Source organism: Aestuariibaculum sediminum, assembly GCF_014596945.1.
Lineage (GTDB): Bacteria > Bacteroidota > Bacteroidia > Flavobacteriales > Flavobacteriaceae > Aestuariibaculum > Aestuariibaculum sediminum.
The window spans coordinates 438,129-459,781 of the sequence record NZ_JACVXB010000002.1 but is presented as its reverse complement, the minus strand read 5'-3'; the positions used below and the strand labels follow the sequence as shown (position 1 = coordinate 459,781).

At 32.6% G+C, this 21,653-nt stretch carries 14 protein-coding genes and 1 pseudogene; 6 read left to right on the top strand and 9 right to left on the bottom strand.

Annotation, left to right across the window (positions count from 1 at the left end):
- Positions 1–89: 89 nt before the first annotated feature.
- Complete coding sequence (locus ICJ83_RS06785) at positions 90–2,861, bottom strand: triple tyrosine motif-containing protein (protein ID WP_223154622.1); 2,772 nt, start codon at positions 2,859–2,861, stop codon at positions 90–92.
- 685 nt (positions 2,862–3,546) lie between these two features.
- Between ICJ83_RS06785 and ICJ83_RS06780 the strand changes: the two genes are divergently transcribed.
- Genes ICJ83_RS06780 through ICJ83_RS06765 form a run of 4 tightly spaced genes read left to right on the top strand, consistent with a single transcriptional unit; the run spans position 3,547 to position 9,237 of the window.
- Positions 3,547–5,097 (top strand): type I restriction-modification system subunit M, encoded by a 1,551-nt coding sequence (locus ICJ83_RS06780; protein WP_188229619.1) that lies wholly within the window; start codon positions 3,547–3,549, stop codon positions 5,095–5,097.
- A complete protein-coding gene (locus ICJ83_RS06775) occupies positions 5,097–6,470 on the top strand; it encodes a restriction endonuclease subunit S (protein ID WP_188229618.1) in 1,374 nt (457 codons plus the stop codon). Before ICJ83_RS06780 ends, ICJ83_RS06775 begins: the two co-directional genes overlap by 1 nt.
- The gene (locus ICJ83_RS06770; RefSeq protein ID WP_188229617.1) at positions 6,470–8,206 is read left to right on the top strand and encodes a restriction system-associated AAA family ATPase; all 1,737 of its coding nucleotides are present in this window, start codon (positions 6,470–6,472) and stop codon (positions 8,204–8,206) included. The genes ICJ83_RS06775 and ICJ83_RS06770 overlap by 1 nt, the downstream gene beginning before the upstream one ends.
- Positions 8,206–9,237 carry a hypothetical protein gene (locus ICJ83_RS06765; protein ID WP_188229616.1) on the top strand — a complete coding sequence of 344 codons (1,032 nt, stop codon included), beginning with the start codon at positions 8,206–8,208 and terminating at the stop codon, positions 9,235–9,237. The genes ICJ83_RS06770 and ICJ83_RS06765 overlap by 1 nt, the downstream gene beginning before the upstream one ends.
- Positions 9,238–9,273: 36 nt before the next feature.
- On the opposite strand, the gene ICJ83_RS06760 is transcribed toward ICJ83_RS06765, so the two are convergent.
- Positions 9,274–10,410: a hypothetical protein gene (locus ICJ83_RS06760; RefSeq protein WP_188229615.1), complete on the bottom strand. Its 1,137-nt coding sequence runs from the start codon at positions 10,408–10,410 to the stop codon at positions 9,274–9,276.
- Positions 10,411–10,922: 512 nt separating this feature from the next.
- Between ICJ83_RS06760 and ICJ83_RS17125 the strand changes: the two are divergent.
- Together ICJ83_RS17125 and ICJ83_RS06755 are read left to right on the top strand one after the other, a co-directional pair.
- Positions 10,923–11,102, top strand: a pseudogene (locus tag ICJ83_RS17125) (IPT/TIG domain-containing protein); the annotation flags it as partial.
- A gap of 159 nt (positions 11,103–11,261) precedes the next feature.
- A complete protein-coding gene (locus tag ICJ83_RS06755) occupies positions 11,262–12,083 on the top strand; it encodes a hypothetical protein (RefSeq protein ID WP_223154620.1) in 822 nt (273 codons plus the stop codon).
- A gap of 195 nt (positions 12,084–12,278) precedes the next feature.
- On the opposite strand, the gene ICJ83_RS06750 is transcribed toward ICJ83_RS06755, so the two are convergent.
- From ICJ83_RS06750 to ICJ83_RS06720, 7 genes are all read right to left on the bottom strand, one after another.
- The gene (locus ICJ83_RS06750; protein ID WP_188229614.1) at positions 12,279–15,245 is read right to left on the bottom strand and encodes a type I restriction endonuclease subunit R; all 2,967 of its coding nucleotides are present in this window, start codon (positions 15,243–15,245) and stop codon (positions 12,279–12,281) included.
- Between the two features lies 1 nt (position 15,246).
- A complete protein-coding gene (locus ICJ83_RS06745; protein ID WP_188229613.1) occupies positions 15,247–15,933 on the bottom strand; it encodes a hypothetical protein in 687 nt (228 codons plus the stop codon).
- Positions 15,923–16,447 (bottom strand): hypothetical protein, encoded by a 525-nt coding sequence (locus tag ICJ83_RS06740; protein ID WP_188229612.1) that lies wholly within the window; start codon positions 16,445–16,447, stop codon positions 15,923–15,925. Before ICJ83_RS06740 ends, ICJ83_RS06745 begins: the two co-directional genes overlap by 11 nt.
- Before the next feature lie 158 nt (positions 16,448–16,605).
- On the bottom strand, positions 16,606–17,184 hold the full coding sequence (locus ICJ83_RS06735) for a hypothetical protein (RefSeq protein WP_188229611.1): 579 nt from the start codon (positions 17,182–17,184) through the stop codon (positions 16,606–16,608).
- A 3-nt stretch (positions 17,185–17,187) separates the two neighbouring features.
- Entirely contained in the window at positions 17,188–18,372 is a 1,185-nt protein-coding gene (locus ICJ83_RS06730; RefSeq protein WP_188229610.1) for a restriction endonuclease subunit S, read from the bottom strand.
- A complete protein-coding gene (locus tag ICJ83_RS06725) occupies positions 18,373–19,830 on the bottom strand; it encodes a type I restriction-modification system subunit M (protein WP_188229609.1) in 1,458 nt (485 codons plus the stop codon).
- Positions 19,831–19,832: 2 nt separating this feature from the next.
- Positions 19,833–21,653: a DUF262 domain-containing protein gene (locus ICJ83_RS06720; protein ID WP_188229608.1), complete on the bottom strand. Its 1,821-nt coding sequence runs from the start codon at positions 21,651–21,653 to the stop codon at positions 19,833–19,835.

Sequence of the window (21,653 nt, the reverse complement as noted above, 5' to 3'; positions counted from 1 at the left end):
TTAAAAAATTCGCACAAAAGAATATTTAAAGCACTATTTCTATTAAATGTTGTGGTAATGTATAGGTTAAAAATAAGAATGTTCAGTCCTTATAATTCAAGAATATAATTTGTTAAGCTATCTTCATGCGGTAAGTCTAGCTTTTTTCTTAAACGATAACGTTTTACTTCTACACTTCTTGGTGTAATATTTAATAGAGGAGCTATTTCCTTGGAAGATAAATTCAACCTTAAATAGGTACAAAGTCGCAAGTCATTGTTTGTTAATGAAGGGTGTAATGATTTTATTTTTTTTATAAAATCTTTATCTGTATTATTAAAAGCTTCTTCGAAAGTTTGCCAATCATCTGAATTATTTAAATTTTGATCTATAATTTTAATAACATTATTTAGAGACTTATCTCCACTAACTTTTTTAAGTTCCTTTTTAAGATTGTTTAAGAATTCATTTTTCTTTATCAGGTTCATAGTCGATAAGCTTAATTCCCTGTTTTTATTCTCGATATCCTGAAGCAGCTTTTCATTATTATAGCGCATTAATTGCTCTTTATTTTCAAGCTCTTTTAACTCTAATTCTCGTTGTGTTTTTTGCAATAATTTTTCACGTTGCTTTTTATAATATCGTTTATAAATATTATGCATTAAAACAGAAAACAAAGCGATAAACACAACATATAAAACCAGTGCCACATTGGATATATACCATGGTCTAGCAATAGAGAAACTGTATTTTTCAATATTATCTGAAATTTCATCACCTATTCTGGATCTCACGTAAAAAGTATATTCCCCAAACGGTAAATTTTCAAAAAACACCTCCGAACCAGTCGACCATTCGCTCCAATTATCGTAAATCCCTTCCAATTTATACTGGAATTCTGTTAATGCGTATTTATCATAGTTAGGCACATTAAAATGAAAGCTTAAACTATTTTCATTATTACTATATTCTCCATAAGCAAATCTATCTACAATTACTTTACTATCAATTTTCTTTAAATTACTATTTGATATTAAGTTCAAAAAAATCTTATGCTTATGATTCTCAAAACGATTTAAATCAATTATAACATAACCAGTAGTTATTCCTACTAGATATTTTTTATTGGTTAGGTAAACTATGTTTTCATAGCCAGAAACATCATTTCGAATTATACTAGGAAAATCAATAGTTCTCAATTTTAGCGAATTACTTAATTGATTAGGACCTAAATAGTTTATTCCTTTTTTTGAAAACGCCCAAAGTTTATTAGTTTCTGGGGTATACTGCAACTTTCCAGAAGTATAGTCATTAGTTTCATATAACCTACTATAAATGGTGTCTTTTTGAAAACTGTTTGCTTTTACATCGTATTTAAAAACTCCATTACTTTGTGCATAAAGAATGTTATCTCCATATTTTATTAATCCAGATTTTGAATCTCTTGTAACCGAAGAATCTTTAATAATTGAGAGAACATTATTGTATAATTGATTTAATTTTAATTTAAAAACGCCTTTATACTCATGACTTACAAATAACTCTGTTTGAGTTAAAAATTCAAAAAAGCGACTAGATATATCAAAACCATCTAATTTATTTCGAAGAACCCAGGTATTATTTCTTTTTTCCAAAATATATAAACCACTATAATTACCCTGAATCAGAAAATTATTATTTCCCGGAATGGTTTTAATATCCCATGTTCCTAGAACATCTACAATTAATTTAGCTCTACCTTCTTCAATAATAAAAGTTCCTGAATTATGACCACAAAATAGTGTATCATTAATATTTTTTAAACACCAAACTGCACCTTGCGTACCTTCTATAAATTTATATTTATTATTACTATTATAGGGCTTATAAAACAAACCCTGGTTTGTACCGATGTAAAGATTATTTTTATAGCGTATCGACGTGTTTACAGATCCTATTTCGCCGCTATCGTCATTATAAATTCTATATGGGGATTTTATATTTATGCAATTAACACCGTTTTCGAGACCGAGCCATAAATTATTATCGATATCCTCAAAAACCGATAAGACCGTATTATTACTTAGTCCATCGGTTTGGTTTATTTTAGAGAGCAAATCTCCTTCCGCCGAAAGGTGAATTATTCCGTTTGAAATACTTCCTAAAATAAACGTATTATCTTTGAGTTTTGTGCTGCAATAAATTCTATCGTTTAAAAGTAAATTGTTAGTCGAAATATCCCAAGGCACTAAACGACCTTCTTTCCATACAAAAAAACCATTATCTTCCGTTTGAAATAATAATTCGCCTAGGTGATTATAAATATTTATTAAATAATTATCATAAAAAATAGGATCTTCAAATGCCAAAGTAGGTTTTCCCTTTGTAATTTTAAATACACCTTCTTTTGGTTTTTGGAAATATACCCCATCATTAACCTTAAATATTTTATACACACCAGAATTCGAATCTATTATATTTATATGTTCTGTGTTTTTATTATAAACATATATCCTTTTAAGTGATTGGAATAAAATAAATTCATCAACATCCATAATATTCCAGATTTCTTCATCTTCTAAAAATTCAATTTGAAGCTTTTTTGATAGCGATGTGTATTCTAATAATCCAAAATCTGTTCTATTCCAAAACCCAAATTCCATATAACACCCCGTATAAACCACATCTCTTATAACTTTTACAGATCGCACAATGGTTTTATTCGGCGATTCGTATACCTTCCAATTGGCGCCATTAAATTCTAATAACCCCTTATTATTTGCTACGTAAATGAATTTTTCGTTGGATTGAGAAATAGACCAGTTTTGGTTATCGGCACCATAAACTTTAGGTGTGTAAACCTGAATAGGAGGCTGTTCTTGAGCGAAAACAAATAATCTCAAGAAAAAAATAAGATAAAATAGTAATAGTTTAGTTGATTTCAATACAGTTAGCTTAGTTGTTCTTCCTTATAAAAATAGGTAAACACTAGCAATAATCAAACCTAGTTAAACAACACTTTATAAAATTGGTGTTTTATAACTATTTGCCGATACAGAAATATAATTCTCTTTATTTACAAGGCTTATACAAAAATGAGGTACAATAAGTCTAGGAAGTTCCTCGGAAATTAGCAGTGTGCTTATCTTCTAATACAATAATTTATTCTAAAATTAAGAAATTTTACAACTTTAGTAAAGATAATCTTTAGAGAAATTATGTCTCAATTTTAAAAATATATGTTTAATGTTAACATTTTCACCCTATCAAATTACTATTACAAATGAACTTACTCAAAAAGAGACAAAATCAACATAAAATTATAATTAATCATTATGATTTTCTTTCTTGATATTTGAGATATAATTGTAATTTAGTCCGTAAAATTAAGTCAAAAACAGAAAACTAGTTGTTAATAAGGGAATTAAATATTTTGCTTGACATGATGATCAAATGTCGAACCTAACAGTTAAGTTTTCCTAAATATCATGATAGAGATTACACTTAAATAAAGAATTAATAATCTCCTACAAAATGCAATTTGAAATAGACTTAAAAAATTATAGTTAAATAAAAAATGCACTGAAAATGCTATCAAATGAATTAAAATCAAAAATAAATAAACTTTGGGATAAATTCTGGAGTAGAGGTATCACCAACCCCATTATAGCTATAGAACAAATATCGTATTTGATTTTTATGAGAAGAATAGATGATACAGATACTTTGGAAAAAGCAAAAGCAATTTCTGCAAAGAAAAAGTATAAATCAATTTTTGACGGTCAGGAAGATTGTCGTTGGTCGCATTTCTCTCAACTCGACCCTGACACTATGTTGGAAGTAGTTTCTAAAAAAGCATTTCCGTTTATAAAAAATCTTAATGATCCTTCTCAACCTTACTCAAGGTATATGGAGAATGCCATTTTTATCATCAATAATTCTTCATTATTGGATGATGCGGTTGAATCCATTGATGAACTTTTTTCCGAAATAAAAAAACAACAAGACGAGGGACAGCAATTTCAAGATACACAAGGTGATTTGTACGAATATCTGATTGATGAAATGGGCTCTGGAGGGAAGAACGGTCAATTTCGTACCCCAAGGCACTTGATCCAATTGATGTGTGAAATAATTGACCCAGATGTGAATGATAAAATTTGTGACCCGGCATGTGGTACAGGTGGTTTCTTAGTTGGTGCATATCAACATATACTTACTAAGCACACCAGTCCCAAAGAAATTATCAAGGATGAAAACGGCTTGCAACGATTTAGAAGATTTGGCGGTGATAAAATAACCGAGCAGGAAGTTTGGGATAACCTCTGGAAAAAATCATTCTTTGGTTTTGATGTTGACCAAACTATGGTGCGGATTGGTTTGATGAACTTAATGCTACACGGTATCAAAATACCTCAAATTGAAAATATAGATTCGCTTTCCAAAAAATATGACAAAGAATATAAGGATGGTGAATATTCTGTGATTTTGGCTAACCCACCTTTCACAGGTAGAATTGATAAAGACGGGATGAGTGATAAACTCAAAATTACGGGTACGCATAGTGAATTGCTCTTTCTTATGAGGATTTCCAAAATGTTACGTTCAGGAGGAAAGGCCGCCGTAATCATTCCTGAAGGTGTATTGTTTGGAAATAGCAAAGCTCAAAAACAAACACGAGAAATACTTTTAAAGGACAACAAGCTAGAAGCGGTAATATCTCTACCTGGTGGTGCATTCAAGCCATACACAGGTGTAAAAACAGCCATATTGGTATTTACCAAGGCAGAGGAAGAAAGCACAACTTGGCATACAGAGAAAGTATGGTTTTATGAACTAAAAAATGACGGTTATAGTCTTGATGATAATAGAAAGAAATTAGCTGAGAATCCATTACCCATTGTAGTGGATGCTTATAAAAACAAGGCATTCAAAACGCCTATTGAGAGGACCAATCATTTTTTTGTACCACTTGCTGAAATACAAGAAAATGAGCTAGACTTGAGCTATAACCGCTACAAAAAATTTGAGTACGAAGAGCACAGCTATGAGCCGCCTCAAAAAATATTGGAGGCCCTTTTTGTATTGGAGAATGAAATACAAAAGGACATGGATGAACTGAAAAACCTAATTGGATAATGGAAGAGTTACCATTTGAAAAATGCTTTATTGACGTAACTGGTGGAAATATTAAAATAAAGCAATCTAATTACAAGGAGACAGGGCAAATCCCTATTATTGATCAAGGTAAAAAACTGATTGGTGGATACACAGATGATAAAAACACAATAGTAAAGTGTAAAATACCATGCATTATTTATGGTGACCATAGTAGAAACGTTAAATATTTTGATAAAGATTTTGCTATCGGTGCGGATGGAGTGAAATTATTAGAAAGCACTAATAAAATTATACCAAAATACGGGTTTTACTTTTTGCAAACAGTCAAGTTACCTAATGCTGGATATGACAGAAGTTTTAAGTATTTAAAGCGAATTAATATTCCAGTACCTGACGTAGAAACGCAAAACAAAATAGTAGCCATCTTAGACAAAGCAAACGGCATTTTAGATAAGCGAGAAAAAACCATTGCCCAATACGATGAATTGTTGAGTGCGACCTTTTTGGATATGTTTGGCAATCCAATGGAAAGACCTAATCAATGGAAAATTAGCCCAATTAATGATTGTATTGAAAAGATTACTGCAGGTTCAAGTTATGGAGGTGAAGACAAAAAGGAGTTGCAAGATGATGAACTTGGGGTAATTAAAATCAGTGCTGTCACCAAAGGAATTTTCAACCCAGAGGAATATAAAGCGGTAAAAAAAGATAAAATAAAAAAACAACTTGTACATCCAAGAAAGGGAGATCTACTTTTTAGTAGAGCAAATACCTTAGAATTGGTAGGTGCAACATCTATAGTTCATGAAGACTATGATCAACTATTTCTCCCAGATAAAATATGGAGAATTGATACTAATGAAACTTTAATAAATAAAGTTTACTTACACTACGTACTTCAAAATAAAGATGTTAAAAAATCATTTCTTTCAATTGCTACAGGTTCAAGCAGTTCAATGCTGAATATTTCTATGAACAAATTCAGGAATATACTCATCCCCTATCCAAGTATCGAATTGCAAAAGCAATTTGAAGTCAAATACAACAAATACATTGAAACAAGAAGGAAGTTAAACCTTTCTAAAGAGTCTATAGAAACTTTACAAAAGGCATTATCTCAACTGGCATTTAAAGGAGATTTAGAATTTGGAAAAGGAATAGACTTAGAAGTTTTACTGGAAAACGACTATAATTTTTTCAAAGAAAACAGCAATACCAAATCCATTCAACTACTTCTTGAACGGTTAGATAAACATGAACTGAATGATAAGAAGTTTTCCGAACAGGAAGTATATGACAAAGCCAAAGAATTTGTATTTGAGCTTTTGAAAGAAGGTAAAGTAGTGCAGATCTTCGATAAAAAAACAAAACGAGTAAAGCTAACTACCTGATGAAACTACTAAAACTCAAAATAGAGAATAAAGAAGGTTTCAGAAGCTTGCAACAAGGTTTTGAAATCAACTTCCATTCATTATCTGATACGGAAGCAATGGAACATTTTCGTCCATTCTGCTTTGCTGGATTAAACGGTAGTGGTAAATCCAATGTATTAGAAGCCTTGGCGAATATCTTCTATCATTTGGAAGTTTGTGTAGCTAAGTATTTACCCGAAAGTATTAAAAACCCAAAGAATTTTAAACGCAATGAGTGCACTCCTGATGCTTTTACTTTAGAGTATTTGATTGGGCAGCATAATAGAAAGAATTACACACTTTATTATTTTGATAAGGTAATTATCTCTAAAAAAGAAGGAAAAGAGCCACAAATGTTTATTCAACCCTTTCCGTTTGATAGTTCCACGGAAATAAGAGAAATTTCACTTCATCCTCCAAAAATTAGAGACAGTGCAGCTGATGGTAAGGATTATTTACCTGCTCACGTTATAGGCTATTCATCAGGTGAAAACGAGATTTTGAGTTTGCCATTTATCAAAAGTCGGTTAATCCACTTAGATGAATTTCGACAAGCTACAGGAGATAATTACGATCGTTTTGATGAGCCTGAAAATAGCTTGATTTACATAGACAACAATATGAGTCAGGCAGTACTATTGGTTTGTTTACTGTTTGAAAATAAAAACACACTTGTCCCATTAAGACATATTGACAACACTGGTATTTTGGGATTGAGAAGTTTTAGAATGAATATACACTTACATGATTTTGAATTTCAAGATCAGAAAACAAAAAAAACTGTAAAAGTTCCTATTCTTAAACTGCTTGAACAACATCAATTAGATGACTTAAAAAAATGTGCTACTTCGTGGTTTTTGGATCAAAAAACAAAAACGCTTTGGTTAGACTTTTATGTTAATGAAGCTACCAAATTAGCCTTCAAAGAACATTTTCATTCCTCATTAGAATGCTTTCAGTTATTCAGATTGTTATATGAATTGAACAATCATTTTGTTGACGAAGTAACGAAAGATGATGTATATCGTTCTAAAGGCGTTTATACAGATGGGAAATTGCCAGTAGGAAGTCCGAGACAAGATGTTTTTCACTTTTTGGATTTCTACATTACTAAAGAGCTTAAAACGGGCAAAGTAAAAGATTTGCTTCTCAGAAGCTTTTCTGATGGAGAACACCAGTTTATCCATACTATGGGAATTTGTTTATTACTAAAAGACAAACGTTCTTTATTGCTCCTAGACGAGCCAGAGACGCATTTTAACCCAAGTTGGAGAGCCAAGTTTGTTAAAGTATTAAATGATAGTATTTCCTCAGGGAACCCAAAAGGTTTATCAAATGGAGACTTCAATGTTCACCTACTTAAAGACATATTACTGACTTCTCATTCACCATTCATTATTTCAGATTGTTTACCAGACAATGTAGTACTTTTTGAAAAAAACGAAGACGGAGATACAACATCGAAAAAGGTATCGGAGCTAGACAATGCATTCAACACCTATGGAACTTCTGTTGAGTTGATACTAGATAGATTATTTAATTACGATCAATCAATTGGTGATTTGTCTAATTCTGAATTAGACGCAATAGAATTTAGCGACATCAAATCAAATGATGACATTATCAAAATAAAATCAAAGCTTAAAAAGCTAGGAGAATCAATCGAAAAGGATATGGTTTTAGCACGTTTAAACAGAATTAAAACTAAGAATTAATGCTAAGAACCTATAAACCTATAAATCACCCGATTTTCACATTGCATTCACACCTAGAACATTTGGTTTGTCAAGTTTGGTGCAATGCGTCTAATAATAATTCTTGTTCAGATTTACTTGATGAAAATTTTGAGGAAATTTACAATGCTTATGATTGGTTGAAAGAAAAGGTTGATGCCATTTACGAAAAGTGTAAAAATCTAACTGATGACCAAAGAGCACTTATTAGAGAAGCTTTTATTACAAATAATAGAATTGAAGAACTTTGCGAAGGAAAATTATTGCCAATTCCATTAAACGAATTGCCTAACGTTGTAAAAGACGACATGAAACCCTTAATGATCAAGTTTTACGATTATTTAATAGACAGAGTAGAAGTGCCAGGAGACAAGCTCGATTATTATAATAAATTATTAGAGAAAAACCCTACTTTTGAAACATGTCCATGTTGTGGTCTATCTCGTATCGAGTCCCCAGAAACTCATTATAGAGAAGACAATGACCATTATTTGCCAAAAGCTAAATATCCTTTTGCTTCTGTCAACTTTCAAAATCTAGTACCTCTTTGTAGTAAGTGTAACAAGAAATGTAAAAGCACAAAAAATCCATTCAGTTCTAACAGAATTTCATTTTATGCATTCGATACAAAACATATTCCTATTGAAGTTACTGTAGTAATTAAAGATAGTGACGATTTAGATTACCTTAAATTAAGAATAAAAGATATTACAATAGACTTTGGCAAAGCTAATGTAAATAAAATATCAACATGGGATTGGTTATTTAAAATTAAGGAACGTTATAACAAAGAAACTAGAAGTTTTTCAAAAACAGAATTAAGAACAATTGCAAATAGACAATTAAGAAATAATAAAAGGAAGACCGGTCTTACGTATGAAGAAATTTTAGATGATGCAATTGAAGATTATGAAATAGAAATTTTTGAAGATCGAAAATTCTTAAAGGTACCATTTTTAAAGTGCATGAAAACAAAACCTGAATGGATGGCAGTCTATAGTTTCTATACATAAAGATTTAACCTTTGATCTAATTCAAATCAAAGGTTCCTAAATACTTTCTCTATCAATATTTACAAAGAGTTCGTCTTCCTTTTCAATTAATGGATCGTACCAATCGGCCTTATCATTAATCCATTTAAGCCAAGTTTTTAGTTCTGGGGTTAACTTATTGTTTTCAATTGCATTTTGCTCTACAGCTTTAATATAATTACGTAAATCCATAGATTTTTGCCATCCACTAGAATGATTTATTACAGCTTTAAAAGCCCTTAATTCCTTGTCTCTTCGTTGTTTTTGTTCTTCCTCTATTTTTCGTAACCTTTCTCTTTCCGCCTGCCTAATTTTTCTTTCTATTTCTTCCTGAATATCCTTTTTAGCTCTTAATTCCATAAAAGCAAGAATTTCAGCCAGCTTATCTTCAAGTAGTTTTGTTTTTGAGTCACTCCAGGTATAACCATAAAAATCGTCTAACTTTAGTGTTAGTTTTCCAGATGGATAATATTTAGCCTCCTTCCAACTAAATTTAGGGTGTTGTTCCATCACCCTAATATTACTTTCTCTGATCCTTATAGAATAACGTTCTCCAAAAACAAACATTTTAGTACCATTTTCATTATAATACTGCTGATTTGTTAAGATTTTTATATCATGGCCTCTCTTCCTAAAAAGTTTAATTAATGCATCTGCAAAACGATAGGTCCTACCCTCTATCCCCTTTGAAACATCTACACTAAAAACACCTTCCTTGGGCATTTTAGTTTGATGCCGGTAATCATCGCTTTTTCTTCTTTTATAGTAATCTTTGGTCCTTCTAATTATAGCATCCGGATTTACTAATTTTTCAGGAACTTTTAATGGTAATGTTTTATCATTTTTGATATTTCTAACCAATAAACTAAATTGAGACAATCCCCTAAAACTGTCTGGATCATTTTCATCAGGACTCACAAATAGTTTTATAAGACTATATTGCTTATTGGTTTCAGGCAATTCAATTTTATCTACTTTCTTTTTATGCCTCAACTTTTGCCAATAGCCATTAATAGGTAACGGAATATCGTTTGCTTTGCATATTTTCTTGAATAGAGAGTGAGTAATTGAATATTCATCAAGTATTTTATAGACAGGTTTCGACCAAACTAAATCATAAAGCTCTTTACGGCTTAAAGAATTGTCCGCTTCCATAATTATTTAATTTATAAACTTTGCCTTTAATAAATTTACTCATTTTTCAAAATCTATTAATTATGGATAAGTCATATTTTGATTAAAAAATATGAGTTCAACGGTAATCAAATTTAACAAAGCTTGACCGTTGATTTAACCGTTGCTAATTTTATTTGACCGTTGCAAAATAAATCTAAACCGTTGCCTTAACCGTTGATTTTACTATATAACCGTTGGTACTGATTACAATTGAAGTCAAGACATTAACCCAAACAACAAAACGTTAGCAGAAATTTCATCTATTATTTATGCATTTGTACGAATAATAACTTTATTAAATGAGTAATAACCATATATTGGCTGTTAAAATATTAGGAATAAATGAACTAGTGTGATACAATATTTAACACATTAACCCCTAACTACAAATGAGAAAAATCTATTCAATTTTAATTTTGACATTTTTAATATTTAGCTGTTAAAGTGATAGTGGTTCAGATACTGAACAAAATCAAGACCCTACAGTTAGTAGTATCTCTTCAAGCACTGGAAACATTGGGGATGAAATCACAATAAATGGACAAAATTTTAATTCAAATGGAAATTATATCATTCAGTTTAATGGAGTAAACGGAGTCATAACCGAAATTACATCAACGGCTATCAAAGTACAAATTCCAAGTGGAGCTACTTCTGGTGATATCGTTTTAGTTTACAATGACATTTCAACAGTTATTGGCAGCATTACGATTAATTTAAACAACCTTTACGGCTACAAATATTTTGGAAATCCATCTGGAGACAGTTCGGAGCAAAAACAAATTGTAGAAATAGACAAGTCAAACGGAACTTCTCAACTTGTTGCCAGCTTGAACGTCAACAGTACTTACTTTGAAAACATTGTGTTTGATAGTTCAAGTAACAAAATAATCGGACTTTATGATGTGGACGACAACAATGTTTCCCAATCCCTACTAATAATTGACCTTAACAATGGTAACTCCCAAACAGTCGACTTAAACAATGTGAGTGAAAACTCAAGGTACAGCGGACTTGTAGTTGGAAATAACAGTAAAATTTACGGCTACAAATATTATGGAAATCCATCTGGAAACAGTTCAGAACAAAAACAAATTGTAGAAATAGACAAGTCAAACGGAACTTCTCAACTTGTTGCTACCTTGAACATCAACAGTACTTACTTTGGGAACCTTGTGTTTGATAGTTCAAGCAACAAAATAATCGGGCTTTATGATGTGGACGACAACAATGTTTCCCAATCCCTACTTATAGTTGACCTTAACAATGGTAATTCCCAAACAGTCCACTTAAACAACGTTAGCGAAAACTCAAGGTACAGCGGACTTATAGTTGGAAATAACAGTAAACTTTACGGCTACAAATATTATGGAACTCCATCTGGAGACAGTTCAGAACAAAAACAAATTGTAGAAATAGACAAGTCAAACGGAACTTCTCAACTTGTTGCCACCTTGAACGTCATCAGTACTTACTTTGGGAACCTTGTTTTTGATAGTTCAAGCAACAAAATAATCGGGCTTTATGATGTGGACGACAACAATGTTTCCCAATCCCTACTAATAGTTGACCTTAACAACGGTAATTCCCAAACAGTCGATTTAAACAACGTTAGTGAAAACTCAAGGTACAGTGGGCTCATAAATGAATAAAGGGTTCAATTCCGTGTCATAAACTCAATAATTTAAGAGCTCTCGATGTTTTTTTAACAAATACATTCTACTTAATTTTAAAAGGTTACAACTGTAATCAATTTTAACAAAGCTTGACCGTTGATTTGACCGTTGATTTTACAATTTAACCGTTGGTACTGATTACAATTGAAGTCAGTTTTAGCATTATTTAGATTAATAATACTCTTTAATATAGGCATAAGCTCTGTCAAACAGTACTTGGTCCTTATGTAGTTTGTATTTTAATAAAGCTTTGCGTAACGATTTTTGCACCTCACGTTCGCCGGAGCTTGTTTTTTGCCAACCTGGAAAACGTACAATTCGTACAATAGCATCAATATCTTCTACAATGCGTTCTACTACGGCAGGGGTCTGATCGGTTTTTAATTCTATAAACAATTCAGTCAAGGCGGCTTTGGGTGTTTTTTCTGCTATAATTTCATCTAATTCCTTTTCTGCTTCAACCGTTTCTTTGGCTAATTTACAAAGCTCCTTTACAAATTCTATAGATGTAATCAGCCCTTGTTCAGCTTGATCGCGTAAAGCTTCCAAACGTTCACTTAACGATTTAAATTTCGGATCACCAGCGTGTTTTTTAAATCGTTTAACAAGTATTTTTTCTAGCTTCTTAGCATTTTTAGGATCTGGGTTATTAAAAATGTCTTCAATAACATCAGCATCTAAAACAAATTCATCCAAATGGTGCACCTCTCCTACATGGATATTGTCATGAATTAGTTTTGTGGTTTGTGCTCCTAAAGAAAACCATAACAATTTACCTATATTATCTGCCGCCGGACGTACAGACTCAAATACTTGAGTTAACCATTTATAATCACTTTGATATATATTTAAAATGGTATCGGGGGATAAAGACTCCCACAACTTGGCTAGATATTTATAATCTTTGGCAAAGGCATCCTTTTTATCATTTGTATTGATAGCATTTTGCGCCAATTCTAAGCCTTCAAAACCATCTACAGATCGATCTACTCCTTTGAAGTGAGAAAGAGCTTGTTTCATTGCATCTGGTAACTTTTCTCTTAATTCTGATAAATTGGAGATAACGGTCTTTATACTTTCTTCATCAAACTGCAATGCTTTAGCGGCATCATCAAACACGCCAAAATAATCGACTATACGGCCATATGATTTCCCTTTACACAACCTATTGGTTCTACAAATAGCTTGTAAAAGTGTATGATCTTTCAACGATTTATCCAGATACATGGTTTGTAAAATAGGCGCATCAAAACCTGTAAGTAGTTTGGCAGTAACAATGATAAACTTTAACTCAGATTGCGCATCGTTAAACTCATCGACTATCTTTTCTTGTTGGCTTTTATCGACTCCCCACTTTAGTTTGAAATCATGATCGTCATTCGCAGAGGTAGAAATTACCACTTTACTAGCCTCTTCTGGGAAATAGTTGTCTAATTCCTCTTTGTATTGCACACATGCAAAGCGATCGGGCGTCACAATCATAGCTTTAAACCCATGAGGTGCAACCTTTTCTGTAAAATGCCCGGCTATATCTCTAACAATCTTTGCAACACGCTCTGGCGATTTTAAAAATGCGGCCATCTTTGCCGATCTTTTGTTTAAAGCGTCTGCTTCTTCATCGGATAAGGCTGTGCTTTCTTTAAAAGCTTCAAAAGCTTCATCTATGGTTTCTTTGTCGACATGAACATCTACTAACCTCGGTTCAAAATGTAAAGGTTTCGTGGCGTCATCCCTTATAGAGTCATGAAACGTGTATCTCGACATATAACCGCCCTGGTCCTCTTCTGATCCGAACGCCCAAAACGTATTTTTATCGGCCTTATTCACCGGTGTACCTGTTAAACCAAATAAAAATGCATTAGGGAGTGCTGCCCGCATTTGTCGGCCTAAATCACCTTCTTGCGTTCTATGCGCTTCATCTACCAATACAATCACATTATCTCGTGTATTCATATTGGGTTTAGCATCACGGAATTTAAAAATGGTAGAAATAATAATTTTTCGTGTATCACGTTCCAACAACGTTTGTAACTCTGTAATACTATCTGTGGTTTCTACATTGGCAATATCGGCTGCATTAAAAGTTCCTGAAATCTGGATATCTAAATCGGTACGATCGACTAAAACAATCACTGTCGGACTTTTTAAATCTTTTTCACGTCGGAGTTTTTGAGCGGCAAACACCATTAATAACGACTTTCCTGAACCTTGAAAATGCCATATCAACCCTTTTCTAATCTTACCTTCTTTAACACGATCTACTATTTTATTAGCACCTTCGTATTGCTGAAATCGTGGAATAACTTTTATACGCTGTTTCTTTTTGTTAGTGGTAAACAAGGAAAAGTTCAGTAAAATATCCAGTAAGCGTTTAGGGTGTAATAAATCGGTTAACTCCTTACCTACTTCACCTAAACCTAAACGTTTTGCAATAGCATCTTCATCGTTTTCTAAACGCCATGGCGCCCAAAATTCTAAAGGAGTTCTAACGCCTCCATAATACAAGGCCTTACCTTCTGTTGCAAAAGATAAAATATTGGGTACAAACAACTGTGATACTGCATTTTCGTAAATATCATGAATTTCATGTGCGCCATCTAACCAACTAACCGACGGTCGTATTGGCGTTTTAGCTTCGCCAATAACCACCGGAATACCATTAATAAAAAAGGCTACATCTGGTATTTTGGTCTCTCGGTGATGTACACGTAATTGTGTAGTCGCTATATAGGTGTTATTCTCTAAATTTTCAAAATCGATTAAACGTATGGCTACATGCCTATTATTTTCTCCAAAAGGCATGGTTTTATGCCCCTGTAACCATTTGAAAAATTCCTCATTGGCACGAACTAAACCTACCTGGTGCACCGAAATTAAAATAGCACGCAGTTTATAGATAACTTCATCGGCTAAATCGGGATTACTATTTATTTCTGGATTTAAACGAACTAAAGCAGCTTTTAATTCTGTTTCTAAGAGCACCTCATTAACATTTCGCTGTAGGTCTTGTGGTGATTTATACTTCCATAGTCCGTTGTACGTTGTGGTGTCCTCAGAAACTTGTTGTGTATTTAAATTAACGCCGGTAAGTTGTTTAATAATGTAGTTTTCTACACTGTTTTGTTCGTTAAATCCCATGCTATAGATCTAAAATTCGGGTTATTTTTTCTTGTACTATTGGCATACGCTCTTCTAACATTAAAGGATGGATATGTGACATGAGCACCTCTTCCAAGAGCCCTTTTGATATGATATTTTGAAGCTGTTCTTTCAAAAAAATTTTAATACGTATGTCGCTTTTTTCTATTTCTTCAACAATTGTTGTTCTGTTATCTAAAATATAAAAAACATCCTCAATATCATGACTTGTACGAAAATCTTTTCCACGATCATTAAATGCTTCGAATTTGGTTGCTAAATAGCACGGTGCCGACAAAATTTTAATGTTTTGATCATGGGCCTTGACGGTCCATAAATCCTCAAAACCTATTTTATACCATCGGTTTGCAGGTCCTAACGGACCATCATCGGCCGCCATAATATCAACCGGAATATCTTTAAACTTATAACTACAAATGGCATGTCCAAAAGGGTCTGGAGAAAACCCTAATTGCACCAATTGTGTTTGAAGCTGCTCCCAGTGTCCTAGATTTACAATATTTAGAGTCATATCGATATCTTGAGTGGGACGTATTTCGTCTGCTGCCGGATCGTCGGCATATAAACTTACTACGGCTCCACCAACAAAAACGACTTGTTCTTTTATGGTTTGTAAAGCCTCCGCTACTTCGGCTACAACAGCTATATTGATTACTCTATTCTCCAATACCAAAACGCTTTTTTAATTCTACCATAGCTAACTCTTTTTCTCTCGCTCTACCAACACGCAAAGCATCAACCAAAGCTAGTAATTCATAAAGTTTATCGTCTTTTAAAGCTGCTTCTGGTACCGAAGGATACAAGGGAGTAATACTATGACCACGAACAGAACCTTTACCATATGGCCATACGTAATGCTCTGTACTTTGTATTTGATTATTTAATGGTAATCCCGAATGGGCAGTTGGTAAACCTCGAACCACCGGACCAGGCTTTTGGGGAAATACAAATTGTATCCCATATTTTAAAAAATCTAGAAAGCCTAGTTTCATTACGATTTTTCCCTTTGGATCCAGTAAACCTGAATATTTACATCTAGAGACAGCTTCACTAACTTCGGACTGACTTAAACCTAATGAGTCTGCCATCGGTTTTTGGTTCCATTTAGGATCATTTACACTCACTATCTTCAGTAATAGTAATATATCTTGAGGTTTTAATTGATTATTTTGATTTCTCATAACACTAATATTGCATATCGCGATATGCAATATTAAGAATTTTAAAACTATAAATCAATCATTTAAGATAAAATATCGCATATCGCGATATGCGATATTTTTATATAAGGGTTATTAAAAAAATCTACTGCACATAAATAATTAAGAAATAGAAATTATTACTTTAAAGCATAAATAATATCTATACCAGAAAAGATACTTAAACAAATGTTATTAGTTTCTTCAATAACATCTAACTCATGACTTTCTTTATTTCTAATCTCTTTAAGTAAAAGTCCATTTTCAAACTGTCTACTGGTAATCCATTGACAATTCTTTGCATACTCTAGAAGATTATGTAACATTGGTTTCCCTTTAAAGCTATCCTCTTTAGCAGCCTTTTCTTTAAGTTTATTTTCAACCACCTTTGCTAACAACCTTACAGCCTCTTCTGGATTACCATTATTTAAACTAGTTACTACTTTTTCAAGTTCTATATGCACTTCAAAATCTAGTGTATCTATGGATTTTTGTAGTTTTTGTAATTCCATAATAATACCAACGTCTACATTTTTTTGAGACTTTAAATACTTTTCTAATAGACTTAAATATGCTTTTTTAGTTTCATAGTTATCCTTGCGCAACTTTTTAATTATTCTATCCATTTTTTGCGCACGTTCCTTCTTATCATAGTAAAGCCATAAAACAGCTAGACCTAAACCCAAAATTATTAGGTATAGCACATCTTTAATTCTCATAATTTAAAATATCTGGTTAATTAAACTTTTTTGAAGGGATTTGGAGCTTGCTATTTTAGATTTAACCAATAAACAGTTCTTATCAAATCCATCAAGTTGGTTTACTATATTACGAATTGTACTTTTATCTTCCTTTGGTATTGCTATTCTAAACTGTTCAATATCTGTAGGTGTAATTGCAGGATAGTTTGTACCTGTCATTCTATCTTCGCAGTATCTTATAAACCTTTTAGAAAAGAATTGATGAAAAACAAACTTACTATTTACCTCAGGATTTAAATTGATAACACCGGTACCTGTAGATGCTATCAAATCATCTGCCTTTTCAACATAAACAAAAGATTGTTGGTATGGCCTTACCATTGACAATACTATCGAGTCATTTCTTACTATACGTCTTGCTCGACTTGGCGACTCTGAAAACCTTATTTTCTTTAATTCTCCAATAACCTTAGGTTCTACAATACTTGCAATATCCAAATATGAAAATTCATAATCAGGATTGGTCTTACCTTTTAAACTTTCTGCATTTATTATGCCTATTTTATCCAACGTCTTATAACCCCAATTTTCAAGCTTTATCGAAAACAGATTATCAACTGTTGTCTGGTAGGTATTTTTTAAACTTTCCAAAACTTCTATTTCCCTCTCAATCACATCATCCATAGCCCAAAGGAGTTTGGCTAATTGGGTTTGTTGGTCTTTTGGTGGGAGGAGAAATTCGTAGTTGGCTAGATCTTTCCAGTTTACATAAGGGTTTACAGAACCTTTAGAATTACGAATTGAATGCTCTGTAAACCCTTCGGACATCATAACAAAAGGTAAAAGAGCTTTATCTATATTCTTTTCGTTTGCTTTAATCACAAATGTTGTATTGGAAGTAATTCCTGAAAACGGAGCTATTACAACTTTTCTTAAGTAAGTTCTTCGGGAACCATATAAAATATCTCCCTCATCAAATCTACGTATGAAGGCCGGACCTAAATACTCGTCCTCTAATTCGCCCCAAGACCTCAAATGAAGGTCTTCAGATCCCATATGTTCCCCTTTTACATATCTGGTTAAAGATGTATTATCTCTATCTACGTTTTGTTTTTGCTGAATAGCAACATCTCCAAATTTGGTTAATACCCAATTTGATTTATCTATTTGAAGCTCCTCAATTACTTTATCTAATAATTCTTCCATTTATTTTAATACTTCAAATAATTCACCCATAGACTTCTTCAACTCTTTACTACTCTCATTCCAAAGCGAAAAAGTCTTTCCAAAAGAAAAGTCTTCACTCGATTTTTCCTTTTTCACATAAAAATTAATATTCATATTCCCATCATGCGATAAAATTTCTTCAATTGAAGCAACTTTTGCGTAATTAGGTATATCGTTAAAGTTTTTAAAAGCTTTGTAAAATTTATCGATATGATCGTTAGTCAAATAAGCTAACCCTTTATTATCAATAACGTCTTCTTTACCATTAATAAATAATACTTTACCCTTTCTTTCTTTAGGCTTATTAGTATTTCCAACTAATATCATAGCTTCCATTGGCGAATTGTAGAATAAATTTGGTCCCAAACCAATAACAGCTTCGATCTGATCTTCTTGCACCATTTTTCTTCTCATTTCTGCTTCCATATCTCGAAACAAAATTCCATGTGGCCAAAGAATAGCATATCGACCATTTTCTTTATCCATACTCTTATGAATGTGCTGCTGAAAAGCATAATCGGCACATCCTTGTGGGGGCGTTCCCCAAAGGTTACGCCCGTAAGGGTCGTTTTCAAAGGTTTTACGGCCCCAGGCTTTAATGGAGTACGGTGGGTTAGCAAGAATAACATTGAAGGTTTTCAATTCGTCGTTATGTAAAAAGGCCGGTCTTGCCAAAGTATCACCACGTACAATACTAAACTCTTCAATACCGTGCATAAACATATTCATACGGGCAATAGCAGACGTTATCAGGTTTATTTCCTGTCCGTATAACTTTAAGGTTCGGTATTCTTTGCCTTCTTCCTTTAAATGCAAAGCACAGTTTAATAGCAAACCACCAGAACCACAAGTAGGATCGTAAACGCTTTCGCCCGGTTGCGGGTCCATAATTTTGGTCATTAGCGTTACTACGGTGCGGTTAGTGTAAAACTCGGCTGCCGTATGGCCGCTATCGTCGGCAAATTCTTTTATTAGGTACTCGTAAGCGTTCCCTAACTTATCGTCCGGCACATTTGCTAGACTTAAGGTATGTTGCGAAAAATGCTCGATTAAGTTAATCAGTGTTTCGTCGCTTAATCGGTTTTTGTTTGTCCAGGACGCATCACCAAAAATCCCGTATAAGGTCTCCGGGTTTGCTTTTTCAATATCGCGCATCGCATCCTGTATAGCCACGCCTACATTAGTGGTGGTTTCACGAACGGTTTTCCAATGCGCGCTTTCCGGCACTTGAAAATGGTGATTTTCGGCAAAAGCCGCATATTCCATATCGCCATCGCTATCGGTTAAGGCTCGTTCAAATTCTTCGTCGTATACATCGCAAATACGCTTATAAAACAGTAATGGAAATATATATTGTTTGTAATCTCCGGCATCGATGGTACCACGCAATGCTGTAGCTGCTCCCCAGAGATATTTTTCTAATTCTTTTTGAGTCATGTTTACGTTAATTCTTCTTCAATTATCTCACCTTCCTCTTCTACTTCATATTGTTTATCTGAAACATTCAAAACTTTTAAAAGCTTAGACTTTAAAATATTTCGGCGTTCTTCATAAAACTCTAAAAACTCATCCATAGATAAATCGTTCTCTATAGGAATAAAATGCATGTTTTTATAGTTTACTAAACCTGCACCCGAATAGTTTTCGTACAACCAATCTTTGAATGGTGTTGCATTTTTCTCTAGGTTCTCAGTTTCTTGAATAAGCTGTAAATTACCAATAGTATTAAAAGCTTCCATATATTGCTGACGTTTTGCTTCATTAACTATTCCCAACTTAGTTAACTCTCTATTATTAAAGTATTTTTTTGGATGTATATGGTCTTGGTGAAATTTATAATTATGATTTAATGGATATAATAAGCTTAAAACCATATAAGCAAAAGCACTACCATACTGTGTATTTAGTAAATGCTCTATAGTTTCTTCATCGAAACTTAAAGACTTATTTGTTCCTTTATACCTATCCATTAACTCTTGTAATGGAAACTTCCCTAAGTTTTCAGAAATTATAGTTCTATAAATTGGATAAAGGTTATCTGGTGTACCTCCAAAAACTCTTTTTAGAAGTGCTCTAACAAGCCATTCCTTAATTAATTTCCTATTATCCAATTGATTACTACTATGCAGCAGCTCATCTCCAATATTATTCTTTTTTATAAAGTAAGCTATAGGGATAATAGCATTATAGGCTGTTAATGTCTTACTATTGAAACCAAATGAAGCTATCAACTGAATTGATAGATTTATAGATCTAGCAATATCATCCCACTCGGACTCTATTAAAGCCATGTTCTCGGATGAAAAATTATCTACTTTAAACTTAATATCTTTTATGTCGGATAACACCAAACACGATTTTAAAATTAAATCTTTGTTTATATTAAATCCGGGATCTATCGCATTAAGTTGATCAACGAACTTATGAATAATTTCTCGTGCATCCTTTTCTTTCCACTGTGCAGTTGCTATCGACAATAATAAATCTGAATAACTTAATTTAGTTCCCCCACTATTTACTCGTATAAAGATGTGAAGTACTTTATCCAGTTCTTCAGATTTTTCTAAATAGAAATTGATAAGTTCCTTATCATTAAACTTCTCATATAAATTTGAAAGTGTATTAGATGCAAAATCGATTTGTTCTGAGGTGTATTTTGACGAATCAGCTAATGAGTTTTTAGTAATATAATTCATCAATTGAATTAACCCTGTGTAGCCTAGTATATCACCAACTTTAAACCAGTGATATTTATCACTGAAATTAGTTTTGAAATTATTTAATTCATCCTCTGACAAAAATCTAAAATCATATAAAAATTCATTGTTGTCCGCTTCATTTAATAAATTTATATACAAGTGTCTTTCAGGAAATGCATGATTACTTTTCCAATTATAATTAGCTAATTTATAAGCATAACTCCCTTTTAACCCCAAATATAGTGACGTCAATCTTTGTTGACCATCTAAGATTGCAAACCTATCTTTGTCTCCAGATAATTCTAATGGTTCGTTATGTTTTTTATCTCGTTGATGATACTTTGATAAAAACTTATAAAATTTAAATCTTTCAATATTTTCGGCTTTTACCTTCCAAAATAAAAAAGTACTAATCGGATAATCCCTCATTATTGAATCAAATAGCAATTCAATTTGTTTGGTGTTCCATACAAATTCTCTTTGTATAGCCGGTAGAATAAACTCTTGATCACTAATTGAAGTTATCGCCTCTTTAATTGTTATCGGTTTTTCGTAAGCCAT